The sequence below is a fragment of the Pseudomonas sp. SMV71 genome (genome assembly GCF_052042015.1).
GTDB lineage: Bacteria > Pseudomonadota > Gammaproteobacteria > Pseudomonadales > Pseudomonadaceae > Aquipseudomonas.
Genome location: NZ_JBKGGU010000026.1, coordinates 49,730 through 75,461 on the forward strand (window position 1 = coordinate 49,730; position 25,732 = coordinate 75,461).

22 protein-coding genes are annotated in these 25,732 nt (G+C 62.8%); 14 read left to right on the forward strand and 8 right to left on the reverse strand.

What is annotated here, in order from left to right:
* Positions 1-71: 71 nt before the first annotated feature.
* The 3 genes from amn to ACLEJQ_RS22805 all read right to left on the reverse strand — a co-directional run bounded on the left by amn (position 72) and on the right by ACLEJQ_RS22805 (position 6,027).
* Complete coding sequence (amn, locus tag ACLEJQ_RS22795) at positions 72-1,571, reverse strand: AMP nucleosidase (RefSeq protein ID WP_440798687.1); 1,500 nt, start codon at positions 1,569-1,571, stop codon at positions 72-74.
* 347 nt (positions 1,572-1,918) lie between these two features.
* Positions 1,919-3,568, reverse strand: coding sequence for an acyl-CoA dehydrogenase family protein (locus ACLEJQ_RS22800; RefSeq protein ID WP_440798689.1), 1,650 nt, complete (start codon positions 3,566-3,568; stop codon positions 1,919-1,921).
* Between the two features lie 74 nt (positions 3,569-3,642).
* On the reverse strand, positions 3,643-6,027 hold the full coding sequence (locus tag ACLEJQ_RS22805; RefSeq protein WP_440798691.1) for a hybrid sensor histidine kinase/response regulator: 2,385 nt from the start codon (positions 6,025-6,027) through the stop codon (positions 3,643-3,645).
* A gap of 411 nt (positions 6,028-6,438) precedes the next feature.
* Here ACLEJQ_RS22805 and ACLEJQ_RS22810 point away from each other — a divergent pair, with 411 nt between their 5' ends.
* From ACLEJQ_RS22810 to ACLEJQ_RS22825, 4 genes are all read left to right on the forward strand, one after another.
* The gene (locus ACLEJQ_RS22810) at positions 6,439-7,236 is read left to right on the forward strand and encodes a hydroxymethylpyrimidine/phosphomethylpyrimidine kinase (protein WP_440798729.1); all 798 of its coding nucleotides are present in this window, start codon (positions 6,439-6,441) and stop codon (positions 7,234-7,236) included.
* A 17-nt stretch (positions 7,237-7,253) separates the two neighbouring features.
* Entirely contained in the window at positions 7,254-7,880 is a 627-nt protein-coding gene (gene thiE / locus ACLEJQ_RS22815; protein WP_440798692.1) for a thiamine phosphate synthase, read from the forward strand.
* A 23-nt stretch (positions 7,881-7,903) separates the two neighbouring features.
* Positions 7,904-9,187, forward strand: a complete 1,284-nt coding sequence (hemL, locus tag ACLEJQ_RS22820; RefSeq protein ID WP_440798694.1) for a glutamate-1-semialdehyde 2,1-aminomutase — start codon at positions 7,904-7,906, stop codon at positions 9,185-9,187.
* A gap of 217 nt (positions 9,188-9,404) precedes the next feature.
* Positions 9,405-9,959 (forward strand): tetratricopeptide repeat protein, encoded by a 555-nt coding sequence (locus tag ACLEJQ_RS22825; RefSeq protein WP_440798696.1) that lies wholly within the window; start codon positions 9,405-9,407, stop codon positions 9,957-9,959.
* Between the two features lie 165 nt (positions 9,960-10,124).
* Here the strand turns inward: ACLEJQ_RS22825 and ACLEJQ_RS22830 are convergent, their stop codons facing one another.
* The gene (locus ACLEJQ_RS22830; protein WP_003185742.1) at positions 10,125-10,454 is read right to left on the reverse strand and encodes a DUF1820 family protein; all 330 of its coding nucleotides are present in this window, start codon (positions 10,452-10,454) and stop codon (positions 10,125-10,127) included.
* Between the two features lie 132 nt (positions 10,455-10,586).
* Here ACLEJQ_RS22830 and miaB point away from each other — a divergent pair, with 132 nt between their 5' ends.
* From miaB to lnt, 5 genes are all read left to right on the forward strand, one after another.
* Complete coding sequence (gene miaB / locus ACLEJQ_RS22835) at positions 10,587-11,915, forward strand: tRNA (N6-isopentenyl adenosine(37)-C2)-methylthiotransferase MiaB (RefSeq protein WP_440798699.1); 1,329 nt, start codon at positions 10,587-10,589, stop codon at positions 11,913-11,915.
* 217 nt (positions 11,916-12,132) lie between these two features.
* Positions 12,133-13,143 (forward strand): PhoH family protein, encoded by a 1,011-nt coding sequence (locus ACLEJQ_RS22840; protein WP_440798700.1) that lies wholly within the window; start codon positions 12,133-12,135, stop codon positions 13,141-13,143.
* Positions 13,136-13,594, forward strand: coding sequence for an rRNA maturation RNase YbeY (ybeY, locus tag ACLEJQ_RS22845; RefSeq protein ID WP_440798702.1), 459 nt, complete (start codon positions 13,136-13,138; stop codon positions 13,592-13,594). Before ACLEJQ_RS22840 ends, ybeY begins: the two co-directional genes overlap by 8 nt.
* Positions 13,595-13,634: 40 nt before the next feature.
* On the forward strand, positions 13,635-14,474 hold the full coding sequence (locus tag ACLEJQ_RS22850) for an HlyC/CorC family transporter (RefSeq protein WP_440798704.1): 840 nt from the start codon (positions 13,635-13,637) through the stop codon (positions 14,472-14,474).
* Between the two features lie 27 nt (positions 14,475-14,501).
* Entirely contained in the window at positions 14,502-16,025 is a 1,524-nt protein-coding gene (gene lnt, locus ACLEJQ_RS22855) for an apolipoprotein N-acyltransferase (RefSeq protein ID WP_440798706.1), read from the forward strand.
* 151 nt (positions 16,026-16,176) lie between these two features.
* On the opposite strand, the gene ACLEJQ_RS22860 is transcribed toward lnt, so the two are convergent.
* Entirely contained in the window at positions 16,177-16,938 is a 762-nt protein-coding gene (locus ACLEJQ_RS22860) for a YdcF family protein (RefSeq protein ID WP_440798708.1), read from the reverse strand.
* 102 nt (positions 16,939-17,040) lie between these two features.
* The gene (locus tag ACLEJQ_RS22865; protein ID WP_440798710.1) at positions 17,041-17,364 is read right to left on the reverse strand and encodes a hypothetical protein; all 324 of its coding nucleotides are present in this window, start codon (positions 17,362-17,364) and stop codon (positions 17,041-17,043) included.
* Between the two features lie 291 nt (positions 17,365-17,655).
* Here ACLEJQ_RS22865 and leuS point away from each other — a divergent pair, with 291 nt between their 5' ends.
* The 5 genes from leuS (at position 17,656) to ACLEJQ_RS22890 (ending at position 23,845) form a co-directional block, all read left to right on the forward strand.
* Positions 17,656-20,262, forward strand: coding sequence for a leucine--tRNA ligase (leuS, locus tag ACLEJQ_RS22870; RefSeq protein ID WP_440798712.1), 2,607 nt, complete (start codon positions 17,656-17,658; stop codon positions 20,260-20,262).
* An 89-nt stretch (positions 20,263-20,351) separates the two neighbouring features.
* Complete coding sequence (locus ACLEJQ_RS22875; RefSeq protein WP_440798714.1) at positions 20,352-20,960, forward strand: LPS-assembly lipoprotein LptE; 609 nt, start codon at positions 20,352-20,354, stop codon at positions 20,958-20,960.
* Positions 20,961-21,013: 53 nt separating this feature from the next.
* Positions 21,014-22,051: a DNA polymerase III subunit delta gene (gene holA / locus ACLEJQ_RS22880; RefSeq protein ID WP_440798716.1), complete on the forward strand. Its 1,038-nt coding sequence runs from the start codon at positions 21,014-21,016 to the stop codon at positions 22,049-22,051.
* Between the two features lie 234 nt (positions 22,052-22,285).
* On the forward strand, positions 22,286-22,450 hold the full coding sequence (gene arfA, locus ACLEJQ_RS22885; protein ID WP_072345410.1) for an alternative ribosome rescue factor ArfA: 165 nt from the start codon (positions 22,286-22,288) through the stop codon (positions 22,448-22,450).
* Positions 22,451-22,522: 72 nt separating this feature from the next.
* The gene (locus tag ACLEJQ_RS22890) at positions 22,523-23,845 is read left to right on the forward strand and encodes a lytic murein transglycosylase (protein ID WP_440798719.1); all 1,323 of its coding nucleotides are present in this window, start codon (positions 22,523-22,525) and stop codon (positions 23,843-23,845) included.
* Positions 23,846-23,975: 130 nt separating this feature from the next.
* Here the strand turns inward: ACLEJQ_RS22890 and ACLEJQ_RS22895 are convergent, their stop codons facing one another.
* Together ACLEJQ_RS22895 and ACLEJQ_RS22900 are read right to left on the reverse strand one after the other, a co-directional pair.
* A complete protein-coding gene (locus ACLEJQ_RS22895; RefSeq protein WP_440798721.1) occupies positions 23,976-24,920 on the reverse strand; it encodes a S66 peptidase family protein in 945 nt (314 codons plus the stop codon).
* Positions 24,921-25,141: 221 nt separating this feature from the next.
* Positions 25,142-25,303: a hypothetical protein gene (locus ACLEJQ_RS22900; RefSeq protein WP_440798731.1), complete on the reverse strand. Its 162-nt coding sequence runs from the start codon at positions 25,301-25,303 to the stop codon at positions 25,142-25,144.
* Positions 25,304-25,732: the final 429 nt, after the last annotated feature.

Below are 25,732 nucleotides of genomic sequence, written 5' to 3' on the forward strand. Positions count from 1 at the left end.
AACATCTAACGGTCAGGGCCGACCATGCTAGTGGCCCGACCGTTAAATAACCACTGCCCGTCAACAGGGCATCAGCGGAACGGCGGCTCGTCGAAGCTGCGCAGTTTGCGTGAGTGCAACGAAGTGAGTTCGGTGCGCAGCAGATCCAGCGCCTCGATACCGATCTTCAGGTGCTGGTTGACCGCACGCTCATAAAACGCGTTGGCCGAGCCCGGCAGTTTGATTTCGCTGTGCAACGGTTTGTCCGACACGCACAACAACGTGCCGTACGGCACCCGCAGGCGATAGCCCTGGGCGGCGATGGTGCCGCTTTCCATGTCCACCGCCACGGCACGGGACAGGTTGATCAACGGCCGCTCCTGGGCCCAGCGCAGTTCCCAGTTACGATCGTCGTAGGTCAGCACGGTGCCTGTGCGCAGGCGTTTTTTCAGCTCATCGCCCTTCTCGCCGGTGATGTTCGCCGCGGCCTGTTGCAACGCCAGCTGCACCTCGGCCAGGGCCGGGATCGGAATGTTCGGCGGCACCACCCGGTCAAGGATGCCATCGCGACGCATGTAGGCGTGTGCCAGCACGTAGTCGCCAATGGTCTGGGACTGCCGCAGCCCGCCGCAGTGACCGATCATCAGCCAGCAATGCGGGCGCAGCACCGCCAGGTGATCGGTGATGTTCTTGGCGTTGGACGGACCGACGCCGATGTTCACCAGGGTCACGCCATGACCATCGCTGGCCTGCAGGTGATAGGCCGGCATCTGGTAACGGTGCCAGACCACGCCGGCGGCGATGGCCGACGCTTCGCCGTGGTCCATGTTCTTGTCGATGATCACGTTGCCCGGCAGGACCATGCGCACGAAACGCGGATCGCTGCGCAGTTGCTCCAGGCCATGGACGATGAATTGGTCGACGTAGCGGTGATAGTTGGTCAGCAGGATCCACGGCTGCACATGGCGCCAGTCGCTGCCGGTGTAATGCACCAGGCGCCTCAGCGAAAAGTCCACGCGAGCGGCGTCGAACAGCGCCAGGGGCAGCGGGTCGGTATTTTCCCAGTCGTACAGGCCGTCGGCGATGCCATCGGTGGCGGCCGACAGGTCAGTGCTGGGGAACACCCGCGCCAGCACCGCAGCGGTCACGCCGGAGCCGGCCAGCTCATCGCCCTGCTCCACCACGTACGGGTACGGGATATTCTGCTCGCTGACGCCGACTTCCACGGTGACCGTAAAGTCGTGCATCAGCGGGACCAGTTGTTCCAGCAGGTATTTGCGGAACGCGGCAGGATGGGTGACGGTAACGCAGTAAGTGCCCGGCAACTGGACCTTGGCATAGGCGCGAGTGGTTTGCGGGACTTCGCCATGGCAGTGATAGGTCAGGCGCAGGGCCGGGTAGCGAAACAACGCCCGTTCCTCGGCACTCGGCTCGACACGGTCCTTGAGATAACGCATCAGCGCCTGGTTCAGCGCGGTGGTCGCACGCTCGTGCAGGGCCGCCAGGCGATCCACGGCTTGTTCGGCGGTTTGAACGACAATAAACGCTTCGGTCACGATCAGCTTCCTGTGTTCTGACTTGCAGGCCTTCATCTTGCCTGCATCGTCGTCTTACGGGAACAGTGGCGTAATGGGCGCTGTTGGGCAGCCGCTCATCCCAACGCCACAGAAATCCCCTGCGGGAACGAGCCTGCTCCGGGCGGCGATCCGACGATGGCGTCGGCACATTTAACATCAATGCAAGCTGACCCACCGCTATCGCGAGCAGGCTCGCTCCCACAGGAATTTGTATTGGACAGAGGATCCGCAAACACCGCCAGACCATGTGGGAGCGGGTTTGCTCGCGAAAGCGGTGGGTCAGTCATGCAGAAGCTGAAAATGTCATCGCCTTCGCGAGCAAGCCCACTCCCACAAGGAATCTGGCGCTGATCAAGAATGACTCAGAAACCTTGCGGCGTGGAGCGCGTCACGATGGCTTCGACATTCAGCCCCCGCGGCAAGCTGCCGTAGGCTCGCCCGGTCGAGCCGAGGCGGCTGGCGATGAAGGCGTCGCTGATGTCGCTGTTGCCCGCTTCGAGCAGCAGCCTGCCTTGCAAGCCGACGGCGATGTCTTCGGTCAGTTGCCGGGCGCGGTACTGGATGTCATCGGTGTCCTTGAACGCCGCCTGCAACCGGCCGATATGAGCGGCCAGGCGTTTATCGCCATGGCCGTCGCCTAGTTCGCTGAACAGCACCTCGAGCACCCCGGGCTCCTTGGACAGGGCACGCAGCACGTCCAGGCATTGCACGTTACCGGAGCCTTCCCAGGTCGAGTTGACCGGCGCCTCGCGGTACAGGCGCGGCAGGATGCTGTCTTCGACGTAACCGGCGCCGCCCATGCATTCCGCCGCTTCGTTGATCATGGCCGGGGCGCGCTTGCAGATCCAGTACTTGCCCACCGCCGTCACCAGCCGGGCGAATCTGGCTTCGTGCTCGTCATTCAAATGGTCCAGCGCCCGGCCCATGCGCAGGCTCAAGGCCAATGCGGCCTCGCTTTCCAGCGCCAGGTCGGCCAGGACGTTCTGCATCAGCGGCTGTTCGCTCAACAGCTTGCCGCCGACCTTGCGATGGGCACAATGGTGGCTGGCCTGGGTCAGCGCCTGGCGCATCAGGGCGCTGGAGCCGACCATGCAATCGAAGCGGGTCATGGCGACCATCTCGATGATGGTCGGCACGCCGCGCCCTTCTTCACCGATCATCCAGGCCAACGCGCCACGAAATTCCACTTCGCTCGAGGCATTGGAGCAATTACCCAGCTTGTTCTTCAGCCGTTGGATATAGAACTGGTTACGGCTGTCGTCCGGACGATGGCGCGGCAGCAGGAAACAGGTCAGGCCCTTGTCGGTCTGGGCCAGCGTGAGGAAAGCATCGCACATCGGCGCTGAACAGAACCATTTGTGCCCCACCAGCTCATAGGCCTGGCCCGGACCACTGGCACCCACCGGGTAGGCCTTGGTGGTGTTGGCCCGCACGTCGGTACCGCCCTGCTTCTCGGTCATCGCCATGCCCAGGGTGACCCCGGCCTTGTGGGTCATGCCGACATTGCGCGGGTCATACTCAGTGGCAAGCACCTTGGGCAGCCAGCGCTCTGCCAGGTCCGGCTGCAAGCGCAGCGCCGGCACGCTGGCGAAGGTCATGGTCAGGGGGCAGCCAGTGCCGGCTTCGGCCTGGCTGTGCAGATAGGTCATCGAGGCACGGGCGACATGAGCGCCGGGTTGCGGATGAGCCCAGGGCAGGCTCGGCAGGCCATGCTCGACGGCGGTGCGCATCAGTTGGTGGTAGGCCGGATGAAATTCCACCAGGTCGATCCGATGCCCATAGCGATCATGGCTGGAAAACACCGGTTTGTTCTGGTTGGCCAGGAATCCCGCCTCCATCAGCGGCCCGCCGGCCAATGCCCCATACGCATCGATCCGCTCCTGTGCCCAGCCCGCGCCGAAGCGCTGCGACCACTGTTGCAATGGCAGGTCGATGCGGTACAGGTTGACGCCGTCCAGGGACGGCGGCTGATTGGTGACGGCGTGGGTTTCGGCGAACTGATGCAAGTTCATGACGGCGCTCCTCGGTCGGCCAGCAGGGACTCAGTTAAGCACCGCCTTCAGACCGAACAAAGTGTCATATCCGCCTAAATATCGGCGCTTTCACCCTGTTTCGGACAAAGCACGCGACGCTGTAGCACTGCCTGCAGCGCCTCGAATTTCACCGGTTTGGCCAGGAAATCGATCAACGCACCCGAAGGGCAAAAGCTTTGCTCGCGGTCCGGGCTGACCACCAGCACCGGCAGGTCCTCGCAGCCGACCAGCGTACGGATCTGGCAGCAGACCGACGCCCCGTCCAACGGCGGCGACTGACAATCGAGCAGCACTGCATCGAAACTCTCGTCGCGCAGCATATCCAGGGCCGCCAGCCCGCTGTCGGCGGTGCGCACTCGGTAGCCCAGCTTGAGCAACATGCCACGCATGACCAACTGATCGATGTTGTTGTCATCCGCCAGCAACACCGTGCAATCCTGCGGCAGACGAGAGTCCTGGTGCGCGCTGAATGAAAGCGATGAAGAGACGGCCTCGGGCACGGCCACTTCAAAGTCGACGTCCAGCTGAAAGCGGCTGCCGCGCCCAGGTTCGGAGGTATGGGTCAGGCGCCCGCCCAACAGTTCCACCAACTGTCGACAGATCGCCAGCCCGACGCCGAGCCCGCCGTACTCGCGGGTCATCGAACCGTCGAGCTGGAAGAAGCGCTGATACAAGGTCGCCTCCCCGAGGTCGGTAAAGCCGATGCCGGTGTCGACCACCGCGAAGGACAGCACCAACCGATCCAGCTCGGTCATCCTGCCATTGACCCGCAACACCACACCTCCGACCCGGGTGAACTTGATGGCGTTGTCCAACAGGCATTCCAGGCACTGGGTCAGCTTGCCGCTGTCGCCCACCAAACGGTCCGCCAGCCCGGACGCCATGTCGACCTTGAAGTCCAGCCCCTTGGCCGCCGCGCTGGCATCGAACTGCACTTGCAAGGCATCGATCACCCCGCGCAGGCTGAACGGTACCGGCCGGGCCTTGAGCTTGCCGGCCTGCAACTCGGTGAGGGTTAGCATGCCGTTGACCATGCGCATCATGTCCCGCGCCGAGCCGGCGGCGGTCTGTTGGTACTGGGTCAGTTCCTCGTCCATTTCGACCGTTTCCATCAATTCCAGGGAACCGATCACGCCATTCATCGGCGTGCGCAGTTCATGGGTCAGTGTGGCGAGGAATTCATCCTTGAGCTTGTTGCCCTGGGCCAATTGCTGGTTGAGCACTTCCAGCTTCTGCCCGGCATCGAACAGGGTCTGGGCCTGTTGCTCGCGCATGGCATTGATGCGGTCGGCCAGGGCCAGGGACAACAGCGCCACTTCGATGGCCGAGCCGATCTGGCTGGCGTACATGGTCAGGAACACATTGGGTAGATAGCCAAGCACCATCAATGTGTTGACGATGCCTCCCAGCAGAAACGCCGACCAGGCGATGATGAAGTAGCGCGCCACTCGCAGCCCACGCCACCAGGCGAACAGCCCGGCGGCGAAGATCACCACGGTGAACACCAGCGCCAGCAACGTCGCCAGGCGCAGCGCCAGGGCATAGCTGGTCATCAGCGACAGCCCCACCACCGTGGCGCTGTAAGCGATCAGGGCCAACAACAGGCGGTCAAGCCAACGGCTGTGCTGCGCCGTTTGCAGGAAGCTGCGGGCGAACTGACTGCCGAACAGGCCCGCGCAACCGATGAAAAACGGCGTCGCGGCGTTGGCCCACCAGGGATTGTCCGGCCAGAAATACTCCACGGCCGCGCCATTGACCGACAACTGATACAAGCCGAACGAGGCGATATAAACAATGTAATAGAGGTAACTGGTGTCTCTGACGCTCAGGTAGATGAACAGGTTGTAGACCAGCATCCCCAACAGCACGCCATAGATGGTCCCCAGCACATACAGGCGCAACGGCTGCTGTTCGAGATAAGCGGTGCTCGACCACAGCGTCAATGGTGCCTGGATCGAACCCTGGCTCTGCAGGCGTAGGTAGACGGTCTGCTGTTGGTTCGGCTTGAAGTCCAGGCTGAACAGGTAATTGTTCTGGCGAATTTCCCGGGCGGCGAATGGCAACGCGTCACCGGTCTGGCGAACCAGGCGATACGTCCCTGTGGCGTCCGGCAGATACAGATCGAGATGGTCCAGCGGCGGGTAGGCCAACTCCAACAGCCAGGTGCGCTGGGCGTCCGGGTTGCCGGGACGGTAGCGCAGATCGATTTTGAGCCAGAACACCGAACGCGAATAACCGGCGTTCAAGGTGGCTTTGTCGTGGGGTTTGAAACGTCCGGCGGCGGCCTGGGCCACAACGTCTTCAATCGTAGCCGTGCCGTCGGCGTCTTCCAGCACTTGCAGGGCATGGCCTAGAGGCAGGCTTTGGGTGAGTTCATCGAATTCGAGGGCACTTGCCAGAGGCGACAAGCACAACAGCAACATCAGCAAATAGCGCATTTAAGCCCCAGCGTGGCCTGTCCGGTTGAGTCAGGAAGCCCCCCATTCCCTGAGTAGACGTAAAACCGGCATTACCTGTTATTGGTTGGATCCATCTCTAGCATAGCCGTTGATGGCCAACTTGCACCATTGAAATTTTTCCCACAGAAGGCTCTAGAACGGGCGTTTCAGCGCGAAGCATTGAGATAGAGCTGTTGCTTTGGTCAGGTGGGGAATCTAACCGGACGAACGTGGCGAGGGAGCTTGCTCCCGCTGGAGTGCGCAGCGCTCCCAAAAAACCAGGGCCGCTTCGCAGCCCAGCGGGAGCAAGCTCCCTCGCCACAGAGGCAACCCGCTAAGCAAGCGATTGAGTACAAAACCCGCAGCGTCCGAGCACCGATGACACAGGTTTTGGTGGTAAGCTCGCGCACCATGAATATCTACAGCACTCGCCCCGTTGTCCTCTGTCTCTCCGGCCACGACCCCAGTGGTGGCGCCGGCTTGCAGGCAGATATCGAAGCCCTGCTCGCCCAGGGCTGTCATGCCGCCCCTGCGGTAACCGCGTTGACTGTGCAAGACACGGTCAACGTCAGCGATTTCCGCGTACTCGACCGGGAGTGGGTGCTGGCGCAAGCCAATGCCGTGCTCAACGACTCGCCGGTTGCGGCGGTCAAGCTGGGGATGCTTGGCTCATTGGAGATGGTCGACACGGTGGTCGAACTGCTTCAGGCCCATCCGCACCTGCCAGTGGTTTGCGACCCGGTGCTACGCGCCGGCGGCGGCGGGCGGCTGGGCAAGGATGAAGTCGGCTATGCCATGCGTGAGCGCTTGCTGCCGCTGGCAATCATCGCCACCCCGAACCTGCCCGAGGCGCGGATCCTCGCCGAACTGCCCGAGGGCAGCGCCGACGACTGCGCGGAAAAACTGCTGCCCTTCGTCAAGCACCTGCTGATCACCGGCGGTCACGGCGATGAGCATGAAGTCCATAATCGCCTGTACAGCCGCGACGGTCGCCGCGAAACCTTTACCTGCCAGCGCTTGCCCGGTAGCTACCACGGTTCCGGCTGCACCCTGGCCAGTGCCCTGGCCGGCCGGCTGGCCCAGGGCGAACAGCTCGCCAGCGCGGTCAAGACAGCACTGGATTACACCTGGCGCACCTTGCGCGATGCCGACCGACTGGGCCAAGGCCAGTTCGTACCGCGCCGCCTGCCGCTGGATTTCTGCTCTTAGCACCGGAGGCCTGTGGAATGAAATTACGTGGCTTGTACGCCATCACCGACAGTCAACTGCTGGCCGGCAAATTCCTTGCTTATGTGGAGGCGGCGCTGGAAGGCGGCGTCACCTTGCTGCAATACCGTGACAAAAGCAGCGACGAGGCCCGACGCCTGCGCGAAGCCGAAGCGCTGCGCAACCTGTGCGAGCGCTACAAGACCCATCTGATCATTAACGATGACGCCGAACTGGCCGCGCGCCTGGGCGTCGGCGTGCACCTGGGCCAGACCGATGGCCCGCTGGCGCCGGTGCGGGCCTTGCTAGGGCACCAGGCGGTCATTGGCGCCACGTGCCATGCCAGCCTGGAACTGGCCGAACAGGCCGCCCGTGAAGGCGCGAGCTACGTCGCCTTCGGGCGCTTCTTCAATTCCAATACCAAGCCCGGCGCGCCCAGCGCAAACCTTGAACTGCTGGGCCAGGCCCGCCTCAAACTGCCTATACCGGTGTGCGCCATCGGCGGCATCACCCTGGACAACGCGGCCCCCCTGGTGGCCCGTGGCGTCGACCTGCTGGCCGTGATCCACGGTCTGTTCGGCGCCGAAAGTACCGGGGAAGTGACGCGCCGCGCCCGCGCATTCAATGATCTTTTAAAGATCAACTAATTTCCGTTTTCGAGAGCCCAACCATGTCCCGTTCCGAAACCCTGTTTGCCAACGCCCAGAAACACATCCCCGGCGGCGTGAACTCGCCCGTGCGTGCATTCAAGAGCGTTGGCGGCACCCCGCTGTTCTTCAAGCACGCCGAAGGCGCGTACGTGACCGACGAAGACAACAAGCGCTATGTGGATTACGTCGGTTCCTGGGGCCCGATGATCCTCGGTCACAGTCATCCGGACGTACTCGAAGCGGTGCGCAACCAGCTGCAACACGGTTTGTCCTACGGCGCCCCGACCGCCATGGAAACCGAGATGGCCGACCTGGTCTGCTCGATCGTGCCTTCGATGGAAATGGTGCGCATGGTCAGTTCCGGCACCGAGGCGACCATGAGCGCGATCCGCCTGGCGCGCGGTTACACCGGGCGCGACAGCATCATCAAATTCGAAGGTTGCTACCACGGTCACTCCGACAGCCTGCTGGTCAAGGCCGGCTCCGGTGCGCTGACCCAGGGCGTACCGAGTTCGGCTGGCGTGCCGGCGGCGTTCGCCAGACATACGCTGACCCTGCCGTTCAACGATCTCGAAGAAGTCGAGAAGATGCTCGCCGAGGTCGGCCAGGAAGTGGCCTGTATCATCGTCGAGCCGGTGGCCGGCAACATGAACTGCGTACCGCCGGCGCCGGGCTTTCTCGAAGGCCTGCGCAGCCTGTGCGACCAACATGGCGTGGTGCTGATTTTCGACGAAGTGATGACCGGTTTCCGCGTGGCCCTCGGTGGCGCCCAGGCCCACTACGGCGTAACGCCAGACCTGAGCACCTTCGGCAAGATCATCGGCGGCGGGATGCCGGTCGGCTGCTTCGGCGGCAAGCGCGCCATCATGGAATGCATCGCCCCGCTGGGCCCGGTCTACCAGGCCGGCACGCTGTCGGGCAACCCGCTGGCGATGGCCGCCGGCCTGACCACCCTGCGCCTGATCAGCCGTCCGGGCTTCCATGCCGAACTGACCGACTTCACCACCCGCCTGCTCGACGGCCTGCAGATCCGTGCCGACGCGGCTGGTATCCCGTTCGTGACGACCCAGGCTGGCGGCATGTTCGGCCTGTATTTCAGCGGCGCCGATGACATCGTCACCTTCGACGACGTGATGGCCAGCGATGCCGACCGCTTCAAGCGCTTCTTCCACCTGATGCTCGAAGGCGGCGTGTACCTGGCACCGAGCGCCTTCGAGGCCGGCTTCACTTCCATCGCCCATGGCGAGGCCGAGCTGAAAATCACCCTCGACGCGGCCGAACGCGCCTTCGCGGCATTGAAATAAGCCTGTGGATAACTGACGCTGGCTGACACCGGCGTCAGTGATTGCCGACAACCTCCGTGACTTTTCCTACGCATTTAGCCGAGATGCAGCAATTGGCATGCATTCGCAGCAGAAAAACGAGTAAAGACTTTGTAAGGATGGCCCCGCTTATTTCATAATGCGCGCTTATTGGATCCCCCCGAGGGTCCGCGCGCCCTTCAGAGGTAAGTCGATTCCCATGAACCGCACCGGCCGCATCCTTGCCTTGGGCTGCCTGTTGCTCTTTCAGCCCCTGCTTGCGAACGCACAGGCAGGCGGCAACTCGTTGTTGATCCCGGCACTGGGCCGTTGCACGCTCAACACCCAGCCACAAGATCTCGCACCGGCACTCGACGCCTGTAAAAAAGCGGCGGACGCGGGTGATACACAAGCGCAATACGAATTGGGCGAGTTCTACTACGAAGGCAAGGCCGCGCCCCGCGACCTCAAACTGGCCCTGGACTACTTCGAAAAAGCCTCGCTGCAAGGCCATGCCCAGGCGCAATACAAGCTGGGCGGCATGTTCTTCCATGGCGAAGGCGTACCGGCCAACAATGTCCAGGCCTACATCGTCTTGAAGATGGCAGCGGTCAACGGCGCCGAAGAAGCCCTCGACACCGCCGACGAAGTCGCCGAGCAGATGCCTCGCGATGAACTGGAAGTCGCCACCCAGGTGCTGGGGCAGATCTTCCGCAAATACCTGATGGAATTGCAGAACGCCGACGGGCGCACGCCGTTTTCGCCGTTGCCCTGAATCCACCCTGGCCTTGGCTGGGAGCAGTTGTGGCGAGGGAGCTTGCTCCCGCTCGGTCGGTCCGACGCCTCGGGCGCAGCGACCGCAAAATTCTGGGGCCGCTGCGCAGCCCAGCGGGAGCAAGCTCCCTCGCCACAAAGGACTGCGCTCAACTTATCGACAAGTTTACTTCTCAGGCATCGGCATCGGAAACGGCATCACATTGCCGACCGCGCCGCGGGCTTCGCTGATTTTCGGCGTGCCGAGGCGTTCGACTTCGTCGATGCGCACGATAGAGTGCATCGGCACGAAGCTGCGTACCACACCTTCGAATTGCGCCTTGAGCTTTTCCTCGCTCGGGTCGACGACCACTTGCGTGCGCTCGCCAAAGACGAATTCTTCCACTTCCAGGAAGCCCCACAGATCACTCTGATAGATCTGCTTGGCGTACATTTCGAACACCTGGCCCTGGTTGAGGAAAATCACCTTGTAGATTGGAGCTTCACGTTTGGTCATGGCTGGCGAAACACATCGGCGGGTCAAAAAGAGGGCGCGAACTATAGCATAGCCACTGCTCGCGCAGCGGTAGGAACCGAGGGACTTGTTCCCTATAATGCGCGGTTCTTTGAATCACGTGATGACCCGTCCATGGCCAAGAAGCTTTATATCGAAACCCACGGTTGCCAGATGAACGAGTACGACAGCTCGCGCATGGTCGACCTGCTGGGTGAACACCAGGCCCTGGAAGTCACCGCCCGCGCCGAAGACGCGGACGTGATCCTGCTCAACACCTGCTCGATCCGCGAACGCGCCCAGGATCGGGTGTACTCCCAGCTCGGCCGTTGGCGCGAATTGAAGCTCGCCAACCCGGACATGGTCATCGCCGTCGGTGGTTGCGTGGCCAGCCAGGAAGGCGCCGCCATCCGTGATCGCGCCCCCTATGTAGACGTGGTCTTCGGCCCGCAGACCCTGCACCGCCTGCCCGAGATGATCGACGCAGCCCGCGTGACCCGGCTGCCGCAGGTAGACGTGTCGTTTCCGGAAATCGAAAAATTCGACCACCTGCCCGAACCGCGCATCGACGGCCCCAGCGCCTATGTGTCGGTGATGGAAGGCTGCAGCAAGTACTGCACGTTCTGCGTCGTGCCCTATACCCGCGGCGAAGAAGTCAGCCGGCCGTTCGACGATGTGATCGCCGAAATCATCCATCTGGCGGAAAACGGCGTGCGCGAAGTGACCCTGCTGGGGCAGAACGTCAACGGCTATCGTGGCCTGACCCACGATGGGCGCCTGGCGGACCTCGCCGAGCTGATCCGCGTGGTAGCGGCGGTGGATGGCATCGACCGCATCCGCTACACCACCTCCCACCCGCTGGAGTTCTCCGACAGCCTGATCCAGGCCCACGCCGAGGTCCCGGAACTGGTCAAGCACCTGCACCTGCCGGTGCAATCGGGCTCCGACCGGATCCTCGCGGCGATGAAGCGCAACCACACAGCCCTGGAGTACAAATCCAAGCTGCGCAAATTGCGAGCAGCGGTGCCGGGAATCTGCATCAGCTCCGACTTCATCGTCGGTTTCCCCGGCGAAACCGAAAAAGACTTCCAGCAGACCATGAAGCTGATCGAAGACGTGGGCTTCGACTTCTCCTACTCTTTCGTCTACAGCCAACGCCCCGGCACCCCGGCTGCCGACCTGGCGGACGACACCCCGGAAGAATTGAAGAAAGAACGGCTCAATGCGCTGCAACATCGCTTGAACCAACAGGGTTTCGAGATCAGCCGACAAATGGTCGGCACCGTTCAGCGGATCCTGGTCACCGACTATTCGAAAAAAGACCCGGGCGAATTGCAGGGAAGGACCGAAAACAACCGCATCGTCAACTTCCGCTGCGACACCCCGGCACTGATCGGCCAGTTCGCCGACGTGCACATCGACTCCGCGCAACCGCACTCCCTGCGGGGTTCGTTGATCCAGTGACAACGTAGCCACCTGTGGGAGCGAGCCTGCTCGCGATAGCGGTGTATTAGTCAGCATTGATGTTACTGATCCGACGCTATCGCGAGCAGGCTCGCTCCCACAAAGGACCGCGTCGGTCGCCTGGAATCCGCCTGGGTCCGCTTAAGACCTTTCGCACCCAGCCTACTGGCGCTATCCTTGCTTTACCTCAATTGCCTCTGGGCGGCTAAAAACGACCTTGAACGCACCTATCGAACCACATCGCTTTATTCTGGAGCCCTTCGAGGCTCGCCGCTTCGCCAATCTGTGCGGGCAATTCGACGAGCATCTGCGCTTGATCGAACAGCGCCTGGCCATCGAGATCCGCAACCGCGGAAACCAGTTCGAACTGATCGGCGAACCCAAACACACCACCTCCGCGGAAAACCTGCTGCGCCGTCTCTACCGGGAAACCAAGGGGAGCGAGCTGTCGCCGGACACCGTGCACCTGTTCCTGCAGGAGTCGGCGCTCGAAGAACTCGACAACCACGCGCCATCGGAACCTGCCGTGGCCCTGCGCACGAAAAAAGGCATGATCCGTCCGCGCGGCCTGAACCAGCAGCGCTATGTGAAGGAGATCCTCGGTAACGACATCAACTTCGGCATCGGCCCGGCAGGTACCGGCAAGACCTACCTGGCGGTGGCCTGCGCGGTGGATGCGCTGGAACGCGAACAGGTGCGACGCATCCTGCTGGTGCGTCCGGCGGTCGAAGCCGGTGAAAAGCTCGGCTTCCTGCCGGGCGACCTGACCCAGAAAATCGACCCGTATCTGCGCCCGCTCTACGACGCGCTATACGAAATGCTCGGTTTCGAGTACGTCGCCAAGCTGATCGAGCGCCAGGTCATCGAGGTCGCGCCGCTGGCTTACATGCGTGGGCGCACCCTGAACAACAGCTTCATCATCCTCGACGAAAGCCAGAACACCACGGTCGAGCAGATGAAGATGTTCCTGACCCGGATCGGCTTCGGCTCCACCGCTGTCATCACCGGGGACATCACCCAGGTCGACCTGCCGCGCGGCACCAAATCCGGCCTGACCCACGTGATCCAGGTGCTCAAGGACGTACCGGGCATCAGCTTCACGCATTTCATGCCCAAGGACGTGGTGCGCCATCCGCTGGTGCAACGCATTGTCGAAGCCTACGAGCGTTTCGAGAATCGCGCCGACGAAGACGCCACCGAAGGCAAGGGCAATCGCCACAATGCTTGAACTCGACCTGCAACGGGCCAGCGACCTTCCTGCCCCCAGCGAAGCCCTGTTCCGCCGGTGGTGCGAGCTGGCCCTGCGCCAGCGCAGCGCCGATTCGGAACTGACGATCCGTCTGGTGGACGAACCGGAAGGCCGTGAGCTGAACCACACCTGGCGGCAGAAAGACTATGCCACCAACGTGCTGTCGTTCCCTGCCGACGTCCCCGATGAGCTGCTCGACATTCCACTGCTGGGTGACCTGGTGATCTGTGTCCCGGTGGTGGAGCGTGAGGCCGCCGAGCAAGGCAAGGCCTCCGAGGCCCATTGGGCCCATCTGGTGATTCACGGCTGCTTGCATCTTCTGGGCTACGACCATATAGAGGATGACGAAGCCGAGGAAATGGAAGCACTGGAACGAACGTTGCTTGCAGAATTGGGTCACCCCGACCCCTACGCTGGCGACGAACACTGATACATCAACCTGTAACGACAAAGGATTCAGAGTAATCGCTATGAGCGAAGATCGATCGAGCAACGGGCAGAAGTCATGGCTGGGCAAGCTCACCCAGGCTTTTGCCCATGAGCCGAAAAATCGCCAGGAGCTGCTGGAGCTGCTGCGCGATGCACACCAGAACAAACTGCTGGACAGCGAAGCGCTGGCCATCGTCGAAGGCGCCATCCAGGTGGCTGACCTGCAAGTACGCGACATCATGGTCCCGCGCTCGCAGATGGTCAGCATCAAGGCGACCCAGACCCCACGCGAATTCCTGCCCGCAGTGGTCGACGCCGCCCACTCGCGCTATCCGGTGGTCGGTGAAAGCCATGATGACGTCATGGGTGTTCTACTGGCCAAGGACCTGCTGCCACTGATCCTTCAGGAGAACGGCGCCAGCTTCAACATCAAGGACCTGCTGCGTCCGGCCACCTTCGTGCCCGAGTCCAAGCGCCTGAACGTGTTGCTGCGCGAATTCCGCGCCAACCACAACCACATGGCGATCGTCATTGACGAATACGGCGGCGTGGCCGGGCTGGTCACCATCGAAGACGTACTGGAGCAGATCGTCGGCGACATCGAAGACGAGCATGACGTCGAGGAAGACAGCTACATCAAGCCACTGCCCAGCGGCGATTTCCTGATCAAGGCGCTGACGCCGATCGAAAATTTCAACGAATTCTTCGACAGCCAATTCTCCGACGATGAGTTCGACACCGTCGGCGGCCTGGTGATGAGTGCGTTCGGCCACCTGCCCAAACGCAACGAAACCACGGAAATCGGCTCCTGGCGCTTTCGCATCCTGAACGCCGACAGCCGTCGGATCCACCTGCTGCGCCTGTCCCCTATTGCCCGATAACCCCTGCGAGACCCGCTAAGGACGAAAATGCGCTGGATAACCCGCCCCGGCTGGCCCGGTAACCTGCTGGCCGTGGCGGCTGGCGCGATCACCACCCTGGCCCTGGCGCCGTTCGACATTTGGCCGCTGGCACTGCTGGCGGTCGGGTTGTTCTACGCCGGGTTGCGCGAGCTTTCGCCACGCCAGGCCCTGGGCCGTGGCTGGTGCTTCGGCTTTGGCCTGTTCGGCGCCGGCACCAGTTGGATCTACGTCAGCATCCACAATTTCGGCGGAGCCTCGGTGCTGCTCGCCGGGTTGCTGATGCTGCTGTTCATTGCCGCCATCGCCTGGTTCTTCGCCCTGCCCGCCTGGTTGTGGGCGCGCTGGCTGCGACGCAACGAAGCACCGCTGGCCGACGCCCTGGCGTTCGCCGCGCTGTGGTTGGGTCAGGAAGCATTCCGCGGCTGGTTCCTTACTGGTTTTCCCTGGCTCTATTCCGGCTACAGCCAGCTCGACGGTCCATTGGCCGGCCTCGCGCCGCTGGGCGGGATGTGGCTGATTTCCTTTACCTTGGCCCTGACCGCCGCGCTGCTGTGCAACGCGCCCCGCTTGATCCGCCACGGGCGCAAAGGCTTTATCGCCGCGGGCGTGGTGCTGCTGGCCGGCCCCTGGTTGGCGGGCATGGCGCTCAAGGGCCATGCCTGGACCAGCCCGTCAGGCGATCCACTGAGCGTCGCGGCGATCCAGGGCAACATCGAACAAAGCATGAAGTGGGACCCCGAGCAGCTCAACGCCCAGTTGGCGCTGTACCGCGACATGAGCTTCGCCTCCAAGCGCGTCGACCTGCTGGTCTGGCCGGAAACCGCGGTGCCGGTGCTCAAGGAATCGGCCCAAGGCTACCTGGACATGATGGGCAGCTTCGCGGCCGAGCGGCATTCGGCGCTGATCACTGGCGTACCGATTCGTCAGTTGGTGCACCGCGAGAAACGTTACTTCAATGGCATCACCGTGACCGGTGAAGGTGACGGCACCTACCTGAAGCAGAAACTCGTGCCATTCGGCGAGTACGTGCCGCTGCAGGACCTGTTGCGCGGGCTGATCGCCTTCTTCGACCTGCCCATGTCGGACTTCGCCCGCGGCCCGGCGGACCAACCCTTGCTGCAAGCCAAGGGCTACCAGATCGCACCGTTCATCTGCTACGAAGTGGTGTACCCGGAGTTCGCCGCCGGCCTCTCGGCCCGCAGCGACCTGTTGCTGACCATCAGCAACGACACCTGGTTCGGCACCTCCATCGGCCCGTTGCAACACCTGCAGATGGCCCAGATGCGCGCCCTGGAGGCCGGCCGCTGGATGATCCGCGCCACCAACAACGGCGTGACCGGCCTGATCAACCCCTTCGGCCAGATCACCGCCCGGATCCCGCAATTCGAGCGCGGCATCCTGTATGGCGAAGTGGTGCCGATGCACGACCTGACGCCCTACCTGCAATGGCGCTCGTGGCCGCTGGTCATCCTGTGCGTATTGTTGCTGGGATGGGCATTGATGGCGGGTCGGATGGCCAAGACGCTTTGATACTGCCCTCCAAGTTTGTGTGAACACTTTGTGGCGAGGGAGCTTGCTCCCGCTGGGCTGCGGAGCAGCCCCAAAAAACAGGGCCGCTGCGCGCCCCAGCGGGAGCAAGCTCCCTCGCCACAACGGCATTCGCCTTACCCGGTGCCGTGCCTCAGCGATAGAACACCCAATACCCCACTAACCCCACCGCCTCATTCATCAACTGCCCGGACTGCCAGATCGACTTGAACTCCGGCATCCAGCCACCCAGTGGCCGGGCGTTGTCCGGCCCGAGGAAGCCCACCGGCGCCGGCACCACTTCAAACCCCGCACGCTGGAAGCTCAACAGAGCCCGTGGCATGTGCCAGGCCTGGGTCACCAGCACGACCCGGCGAGCACCCGCCGGCAGCAGGATCTCGGCGCTCATCCGGGCGTTTTCCCAGGTGGTGCGGCTGCGTCCTTCCTGCCAGCGCACGCTCACGCCGAAATCATCCTGCATCGAATCGGCCATCAGCTGCGCCTCGCTGGGAGGCGTGTCGTAATGCAGGCCACCGGAGGTCAGCACCGGCAACCCCGAGGCCTTGGCCAGTCGCGCCGCATAGCGCTGGCGCTCAAGCCCGACGCCGGTCGGCTGGTCGGCGCCCCAGGCCGGGTCGCCGCGCTCGCGACCGGAGCCCAGCACCACGATGGCATCGGCACGCTGGGCCAGGGTTGCCCAGTCGCTGCGTGGCAATGGCGGCTCGCGCTCCAGGGCTTTGGCGCCCCACTGCACCACCACTGGCAGGCTCATCAGCCAGAAACCGCCCAGGCCGATACAGAAACACCAACGTGCCAGGCGCGGCCTGGAGTTGCGCCACCACCAGGCAAGCGCCAGCAGCAGCAACAGAATGCCGGGCGGCAATAGAAGTTGTTTGATGAAATAGCGAAACGGCATCGGGCATCTCCAGAGATGCCCGAAGCCTAAGTGGGTTGACGCAAAGCGACAACAGATTCGAAACAGCCTTGAACCGAAAAAAGTGACATGCGGGAATCCGGCTTACTTGAACTGCAGCGACCGGACCTTTACAGCATCCTTGTCAGGCGTCCGGTCCTTGAGCCATACAATTTTGGCCGAACGGGGCGCATCGAGACGCTTTTCTGCCTGGGCCCCTGTGGTGGGGGCCTGATGTCCGGCCTGCTCAAGATAAGCCTTGACCAGTTCGAACTCCGCGGGGCTCAAGCCTCGCAGTTCCAGCTCTGCCGGACGTTCATTACGCAAGCGACCGGCGGTTCTTGCAGCGTCCAGGGCCACCCCGAGACGATCGATCAGTTTTTCGTACAACTCAGGTGTCGTTGTTACTTTTAGCTGTGATTCAACCATCCCTCACCTCATTGAAGATAAGACTCACTCCCCATTGAGAAGCTTAGCTTCGCTGGGCGAACCGGCAGGTCGCCGCGACCAACGGCCCTGAACGCCTGTCGGCACCGGCTGTCGCCCCTGCCCGGACGCAATCAGGGTTTCCCTCGGCCGAGTGCGGTCATGTATGCTACGGCGCTTCCTGTAACTCCACTTCCAGCCTGGCTGGGCATCGAAAACGCCGCATTCGGCGTCGTCCACGTCCAGCATGGCCATGAAGAGGATTGGGCCACCCCATTCAGTCCAAAAGTAGCCATGCACGAACACTATCAGCCCCGTGAAATCGAAGCCGCCGCCCAGTCGTTCTGGGACGAGCAAAAGTCCTTTGAAGTCAGCGAACAGCCAGGCAAGGAAACCTACTACTGCCTGTCGATGTTCCCTTACCCCAGCGGCAAGCTACACATGGGGCACGTGCGCAACTACACCATCGGCGACGTGATTTCCCGCTACCAGCGCATGCAAGGCAAGAACGTCCTGCAACCCATGGGCTGGGACGCCTTCGGCATGCCGGCGGAAAACGCCGCGATGAAAAACAACGTGGCGCCCGCCAAGTGGACCTACGAAAACATCGCCTACATGAAGTCCCAGCTGCGCAGCCTGGGCCTGGCGGTGGACTGGTCCCGCGAAGTGACCACCTGCAAGCCCGATTACTACCGCTGGGAGCAATGGCTGTTCACCCGCCTGTTCGAAAAAGGCGTGATCTACCGCAAGAACGGCACCGTGAACTGGGACCCGGTAGACCAGACCGTACTGGCCAATGAGCAGGTGATCGACGGTCGCGGCTGGCGCTCCGGCGCGCTGATCGAAAAGCGCGAGATCCCGATGTACTACTTCAAGATCACCGCCTACGCGGATGAACTGCTGGAGAGTCTCGACGAGCTAACCGGCTGGCCCGAGCAGGTCAAGACCATGCAGCGCAACTGGATCGGCAAATCCCGTGGCATGGAAGTCCAGTTCCCGTACGACGTCGCCTCGATTGGCGAAGCCGGCACCCTGAAGGTCTTCACCACCCGTCCGGACACCCTGATGGGCGCCACCTACGTGGCCGTGGCCGCCGAGCACCCGCTGGCGACCCTGGCGGCCCGGAACAACCCCGAGTTGCAAGCGTTCATCGCTGAATGCAAGGGCGGCAGCGTCGCCGAAGCCGACGTCGCCACCCAGGAAAAGAAAGGCTTGGCGACCTCGCTGTTCGTCGAGCACCCGCTCACCGGCGAGAAATTGCCGGTGTGGGTGGCCAACTACGTACTGATGCACTACGGCGACGGCGCCGTGATGGCGGTACCGGCTCACGACGAGCGCGATTTCGAATTCGCCCAGAAGTACAGCCTGCCGGTCAAGCCCGTGGTACGCACCAGCGCTGGTGACCAGACCCCGGCGCCCTGGCAGGACGCCTACGGCGAACACGGCGAGCTGATCAACTCCGGTGAATTCGACGGCCTGGACTTCGCCGGTGCCTTCGATGCCATCGAAGTGGCATTGATCAAGAAAAACCTCGGTGCCTCGCGCACCCAGTTCCGCCTGCGCGACTGGGGCATCAGCCGCCAGCGCTACTGGGGCTGCCCGATCCCGATTGTGCATTGCGCCAGCTGCGGCGACGTGCCGGTCCCGGAAGACCAACTGCCGGTAGTCCTGCCGGAAGACGTGGTGCCTGACGGTGCCGGTTCACCCCTGGCACGCATGCCCGAGTTCTACGAGTGCAGCTGCCCGAAATGCGGCGCGCCGGCCAAGCGTGAAACCGACACCATGGACACCTTCGTCGAGTCCTCGTGGTACTACGCCCGCTATGCCTCGCCGCACTTCGAAGGCGGCCTGGTGGAAAAATCCGCGGCCGACCACTGGCTGCCGGTGGACCAGTACATCGGCGGCATCGAACACGCCATTCTCCACCTGCTGTACGCGCGCTTCTTCCACAAGCTGATGCGTGACGAAGGCCTGGTGAGCTCCAACGAGCCGTTCAAGAACCTGCTGACCCAGGGCATGGTGGTCGCCGAGACTTACTATCGCCGCGAGGCCAACGGGGCCTACACCTGGTACAACCCGGCCGACGTCGAACTCGAACGCGACAGCAAGGCCAAGGTCATCAGCGCCAAGCTGATCGCCGACGGCCTGCCGGTGGAAATCGGCGGTACCGAGAAGATGGCCAAGTCGAAGAACAACGGCGTCGACCCACAGTCGATGATCGACCAGTTCGGCGCGGACACCTGCCGCCTGTTCATGATGTTCGCCTCGCCACCGGACATGAGCGCCGAATGGTCCGACTCCGGCGTCGAAGGCTCGCACCGCTTCCTCAAGCGCGTCTGGCGCCTGGCCCAAACCCACGTCACCCAGGGCCTGCCGGGCAAGCTGGATGTCAGCGCCTTGAATGACGAGCAGAAAGCCGTTCGCCGCTCGATCCACCTGGCGATCAAGCAGGCCAGCCATGACGTCGGCCAGAACCACAAATTCAACACCGCCATCGCCCAGGTGATGACGCTGATGAACGTGCTGGAAAAAGCCGCCCAGGGCACCGAACAGGATCGCGCCTTGCTGCACGAAGGCCTGGAAGCCGTCACGCTGCTGCTGGCGCCGATCACGCCGCACATCAGCCACGAGCTGTGGAATCGCCTGGGCCACGCTGACCCGGTGATCGACGCCGGTTGGCCGGTGGTGGACGAAAGCGCGCTGGTGCAGGACAGCCTGACCCTGGTGATCCAGGTCAACGGCAAGCTGCGCGGCCAGATCGAAATGCCCGCCGCTGCCACCCGCGAAGAAATCGAAGCCGCCGCGCGCGCCAATGAAAACGTATTGCGCTTCGTCGATGGCCTGACGATCCGCAAAGTGATCGTGGTGCCCGGCAAGCTGGTCAACATCGTCGCAAGCTAATTGGACCGGGCGCCCGGCCACAGGTCGGGCGCCGAATATACCTGCGGGGTCGCACAGTCGGCCGATAGGGTTTCAAGGGGAGCAACAAGATGATTAAACGTAATCTGCTGGTAGTGGGCCTGGCGGTCCTGTTGAGCGCCTGCGGCTTCCAACTGCGCGGCACCGGCAACACCGAGCTGGCGATCAAGGAGCTGGACCTCAGCGCACGGGACGCCTACGGCGAAACCGTGAAGATGCTTCGTCAGACGCTGGAAAACAGCGGCGTGCGGGTCTACAACGGCGCGCCATACAAACTGGTGCTGACCAACGAGCAGCAAAGCCAGCGCAGCCTGAGCTATGCCGGTGCCGGTCGTTCGGCCGAGTACCAGCTGACCAACGACCTGAGCTACGAGATCCGCGGCCAGAACAACCTGACGCTGCTCAATGACAAGCTCCAGGTGCAGAAGGTCTACCTGCACGACGGCAACAACATCACCGGTTCCGACCAGGAATCCATCGAGGTGCGCGGTGAAATGCGTCGCGACCTGGTCCAGCGCATGATGCTGCGCCTGCAACAACTGACCCCGACCCAGCTCGAACAGTTGCAGCAGACCGCCGACGCCCGCGCCAAGGCCGAGGCCGACGCGCTGGAAGCGGCGCGCAAGGCTGAGGCGGAAACCCCGCAACAGTCGCCGATGCAAATCCCGGCTCCTCAGTAAGCCTTGCGGGGCGCCTCGGCGCCCCGCTCGTCCTTTCTTATGAATCGCGCTTTATGAAGCTGGCTCCCGCCCAACTCGGTAAACACCTGCAAGGTGCCCTTGCGCCGGTCTACGTCATCAGCGGCGATGATCCGCTGCTGTGCCAGGAGGCCGCCGACGCCATCCGCGCTGCTGCGCGCCAGCAAGGTTTCGACGAACGCCAGGTATTCGCCGCCGACGCCAACTTCGACTGGGGCACCCTGCTGCTGGCCGGGGCAAGCATGTCCCTGTTCGCCGAAAAGCGTCTGTTGGAACTGCGCCTGCCGTCCGGCAAACCCGGTGACAAAGGCGCCGCCGCGTTGATCGAATATTGCTCAAGGCCGGCCGAGGACACGGTGCTGCTTATCAGCCTGCCGAAACTCGATGGCAGTGCGCAGAAAACCAAATGGGGCAAGGCCCTGGTCGAAGGCCAGCAGACCCAGTTCGTGCAGATCTGGCCGGTGGACGCCAGCCAACTGCCGAGCTGGATCCGCCAGCGTCTGTCCCAGGCGGGCCTTTCGGCCAGCCAGGACGCGGTGGAACTGATCGCCGCCCGGGTCGAGGGCAACCTGCTGGCTGCCGCCCAGGAAATCGAAAAGCTCAAGCTGATGGCCGAGGGCGGGCAGATCACCGTGGAAACGGTGCAGGCAGCGGTGGCCGACAGTGCCCGCTTCGATGTCTTCGGCCTGACCGACGCGATCCTCAACGGGGAAGCCGCCCACGCCCTGCGCATGCTCGAAGGCCTGCGCGGCGAAGGCGTCGAGCCGCCGGTGATCCTCTGGGCCATGGCCCGGGAATTGCGCTTGCTGGCCAACCTGTCGCTGCAATACAGCCAGGGCGTGCCGCTGGACAAAGCCTTCAGCCAGGCCCGCCCACCGGTGTGGGACAAACGCAAACCGCTGATGAGCAAGGCCCTGCAACGCTACTCGGCGTCACGCTGGGCGCAATTGCTGCTCGAAGCCCAGCGCATCGATGCGCAGATCAAGGGCCAGGCGACCGGCTCGCCATGGATGAGCCTCAGCCGCCTGACGCTGTTGATGGCCGGGCAGCGGCTGCCGCTGCCGGCGGAATGACCCACCGCTCTGCCAGATACTTTTGTGGCGAGGGAGCTTGCTCCCGCTGGATCGCGAAGCGGTCCCAAAAAAGCGATGAGCGCTTCGCACTCAAGCGGGAGCAAGCTGCCTCGCCACACAAGCGCGCCTGACGCAAACTTTGCACACATTTGCTCCGGCCTGCCGGGACTGGACAGCCCCCCAACTCTGGCCCATGATGCGCCCCGCAAAACCCACCCTGTGAGAGATCCCACCATGAGCAAAAAGCCATCCAGGCATGGCCCCAACAAGGCCAAATCCATCATCGCCCAGCCCCTGTTCCGCAGCCGCCAGGAACGACCCGCCAAGGGCAAAGGCAGCTACCGCCGCGAAGCCTTCCAGTCTGACAACTGGGAGGCTTCTTGCTTTGTGGCGGCTTGAAACACCCGGACAAGCCCTATCCCCCTTTCGCATGTTAAGGTCAGCACCTGATCTGAATTTCTGGACCCGTGCATGCCCTTCCGTCTTCCCCGCCGTTGGCCCGTGCGCCAACTGATTGCAGCCACCAGCATTGCCCTGCTTGTCGCCTGCGCTGAAAAACCTACCGCCGCCGACGCCCAACCGCTCCAGACTGTCCCTGCCGTGGCCGCCCCTGCGATGGTGCCGCCCGTTGTACCGACCGGTGACGACCTGGACCTCGCGCCGACCCAGACCTTTGCCGAATGGCAGGCCGGGTTCCGCAAGGAGGCACTGGCCGCCGGGATCCGCGCCGAGCTGTTTGACCGAGCATTTGCCGGGGTCAGCCCGGACATGAGCGTCATCAAGGCCGATCGCAGCCAGCCGGAATTCACTCGCCCGGTGTGGGAATACCTCGATGGCGCCCTCGCGCCGCTGCGGGTCAGCAAGGGCAAGAGCCTGCTTCAGCAGAACGCCCAGGTCCTGCAAAACATCGAGCAGCGCTATGGCGTCGACCGCCAGGCGCTGGTGGCGGTGTGGGGCCTGGAAAGCAACTTCGGCCAGATCCAGGGCAGCAAGTCGGTGATCAACTCCCTGGCGACCCTGGCCTATGAAGGGCGCCGCCCGGCCTTCGCCCATGCGCAGCTGATCGCTGCGCTGCAAATCCTTCAACAGGGTGATATCGCGCCGGAGAAAATGCTCGGTTCCTGGGCCGGCGCCATGGGCCAGACCCAGTTCATTCCCACCACCTACAACACCCACGCGGTGGATTTCGATGGTGATGGCCGCCGCGACATCTGGGGCAGCTCCACCGACGCCCTGGCCTCCACCGCCCACTACCTGCAAAGCTCAGGCTGGCAGCGTGGGCAGCCTTGGGGGTTTGAGGTCGAACTCGAAAAAGACTTCGACTACGCCCTGGCCGACGGCACGATTCGCAAGACCGTTGCCGAGTGGGTGGACCTGGGCGTTTCCACTTACGCCGGCGGTCCCATCGCGCCAGGCGAATGGAAGCTGTCGGCATCCCTGCTGCTGCCTGCGGGCCATAGCGGCCCGGCGTTCCTGGTGTTCGACAACTTCCGCGCCATCCTCAAGTACAACAACTCGTCGTCCTATGCGTTGGCGGTGGGGCTGTTGTCGGAGCGCTTCAGCGGCGGTGGCCTGGTCTATGGCCAATGGCCCAAGGACGACCTGCCCCTGAGCCGCACCGAACGCATCGAACTGCAGACGCTGTTGAGCAAGCACAACTACGACGCGGGCAACCCCGACGGTATCATCGGCGCCAACACCCGCAAGGCGATCCGCAGCGCCCAGCAGTCGTTCGGCTGGCCGGCGGATGGGTATCCGACGCATAAGTTGCTGGAGGCGTTGCGTAGCCGCTAACTTGTCTTATGGCTGAAAACGCTATCGCGAGCAGGCTCGCTCCCACAGGGTGACCGTGTTTCCTTGAAAGAACGCGTTCAACTGTGGGAGCGAGCCTGCTCGCGATGACTGCTTTGCAGGCAACACACGATCAACGTGTGACCACCACATCCTGCTCCAACATCAAGCTCTTCTCCCCCGCATCCAGCCTCACCAACGCCCCCATCGGCAACGTCAGGTTCGGATCGCAATGCCCACTGCGCCAACCGGAGAGCACCGGGATCTTCAGCGGCTCGAAGGTCTGCTTGAGCAAGCGGTTCAACGCCTCGACCTCCACTCCCGCTATGTCCCCCACCAGCACGCCGCGCAACTTGGCCAACGTGCCAGCCAGGCGCAACTGGGTCAGCAACCGGTCGATGCGATACAACGGCTCGTTGACGTCCTCGATGAACAGAATCACACCCTCGGCATCGATCTGATACGGCGTGCCCATGGTCGCGGCAATAATCGACAAGTTGCCCCCCAGCAAACGCCCATGGGCGATGCCGGGCTCGACGGTGGTCAATGGATAAGCCTCGGGATGGCTCAGCACACTGCCCGCTTTCAACTGCCCACGCAGCAGGCTGAAAAACGAAGTGACGGTCACAGGCTCCTTGTCGCCCAACAGATCGGCATTGAGCAGCGGCCCGTGGAAGGTGACGAACCCCGCGTAACGGCTGATGGCCAGGTGCAAGGCAGTGATGTCGCTGTAGCCGACGAACGGCTTGGGGTTGTGCCGCAAGAGCTCGAAGTCGATGCGATCCAGCAGACGTGGCGTGCCGTAGCCGCCACGCAGGCAGATGATGGCGTTGACCTCAGGATCGGCGAAGGCCGCATGCAGGTCATTGAGCCGTACCTCGTCACTGCCGGCCAGGTAGTTTTGCTTTTCGTAGACGCCCGGGAATATTCGCAGTTCGTGCCCCCTTGTGCGCGTCCATTGGATGGCTTTTTCCGTGTCCAAGGGGGCGGGGCCGGCGGGGGCGATCAGGGCGATCAGGCCTTTGGGGGGGAGGGCTGGGACGGGGTGATGTGGGGTTAGGGTTTGGGTGGATTCCATGGGACTTCCGGTCTGTGGACGTGCATACGTGTGTATATCCATTTCTGCGGCAACGGCGACTGGCGGTTCCGCTCTTACAGCGGGTTACTTTTGGCAAACGCCCCAAAAGTAACCAAAAACGCTGTGCCCCACCACTCGGCACCTCGCCAAGGCGAGGTGTTCCCTCACTCCGGCATTGCTCCGTGGGCCCGCCGCGAAGGGCCATCCATGGCCCAGCGCGGCTATCCCGGCATCCATGCCGGGATGCCCACTGCGCAATGCCTGCGTTCGGCCAGCGTGGTTGATGGGGCTTCAAGATCAAGATCAAGATCAAGATCAAGATCAAGATCAAAAATAGAGCAGAGCAAAAGCAGGTGCAGGTGCAGGTGCAGGTGCAGGTGCATTTACTTAGCAGCAGTCGCTCCCACATGACTGCTCAACTGCCCACAAATCCTGTACCCACCACCAACCCCCTGTGGGAGCGAGCTTGCTCGCGATGGCGGTGGGTCAGCTTGCATCAATGTCGAATGAGACGGCCTCTTCGCGAGCAGGCTCGCTCCCACAATTGGATCAGGTACAGCCATAAGAAACAGATCAACCCAAAGCCCGCCTCGCTTTTGCTTTGCTTTGCTTTGCTTTGCTTTGCTTCTGCTTTTGATCTTGAGCGCCCCGTTAACCACGAAGGCCGAACGCAGGCATTGCGCAGTGGGCACCTCGGCATGGATGCCGAGGTAGCCGCGCCGGGCCATGGATGGCCCTTCGCGGCGGGCCCGCGGAGCAATGCCGGAGTGAGGGAACACCGAGCCTTGGCGAGGTGCCTGGTGGTGGGGCGA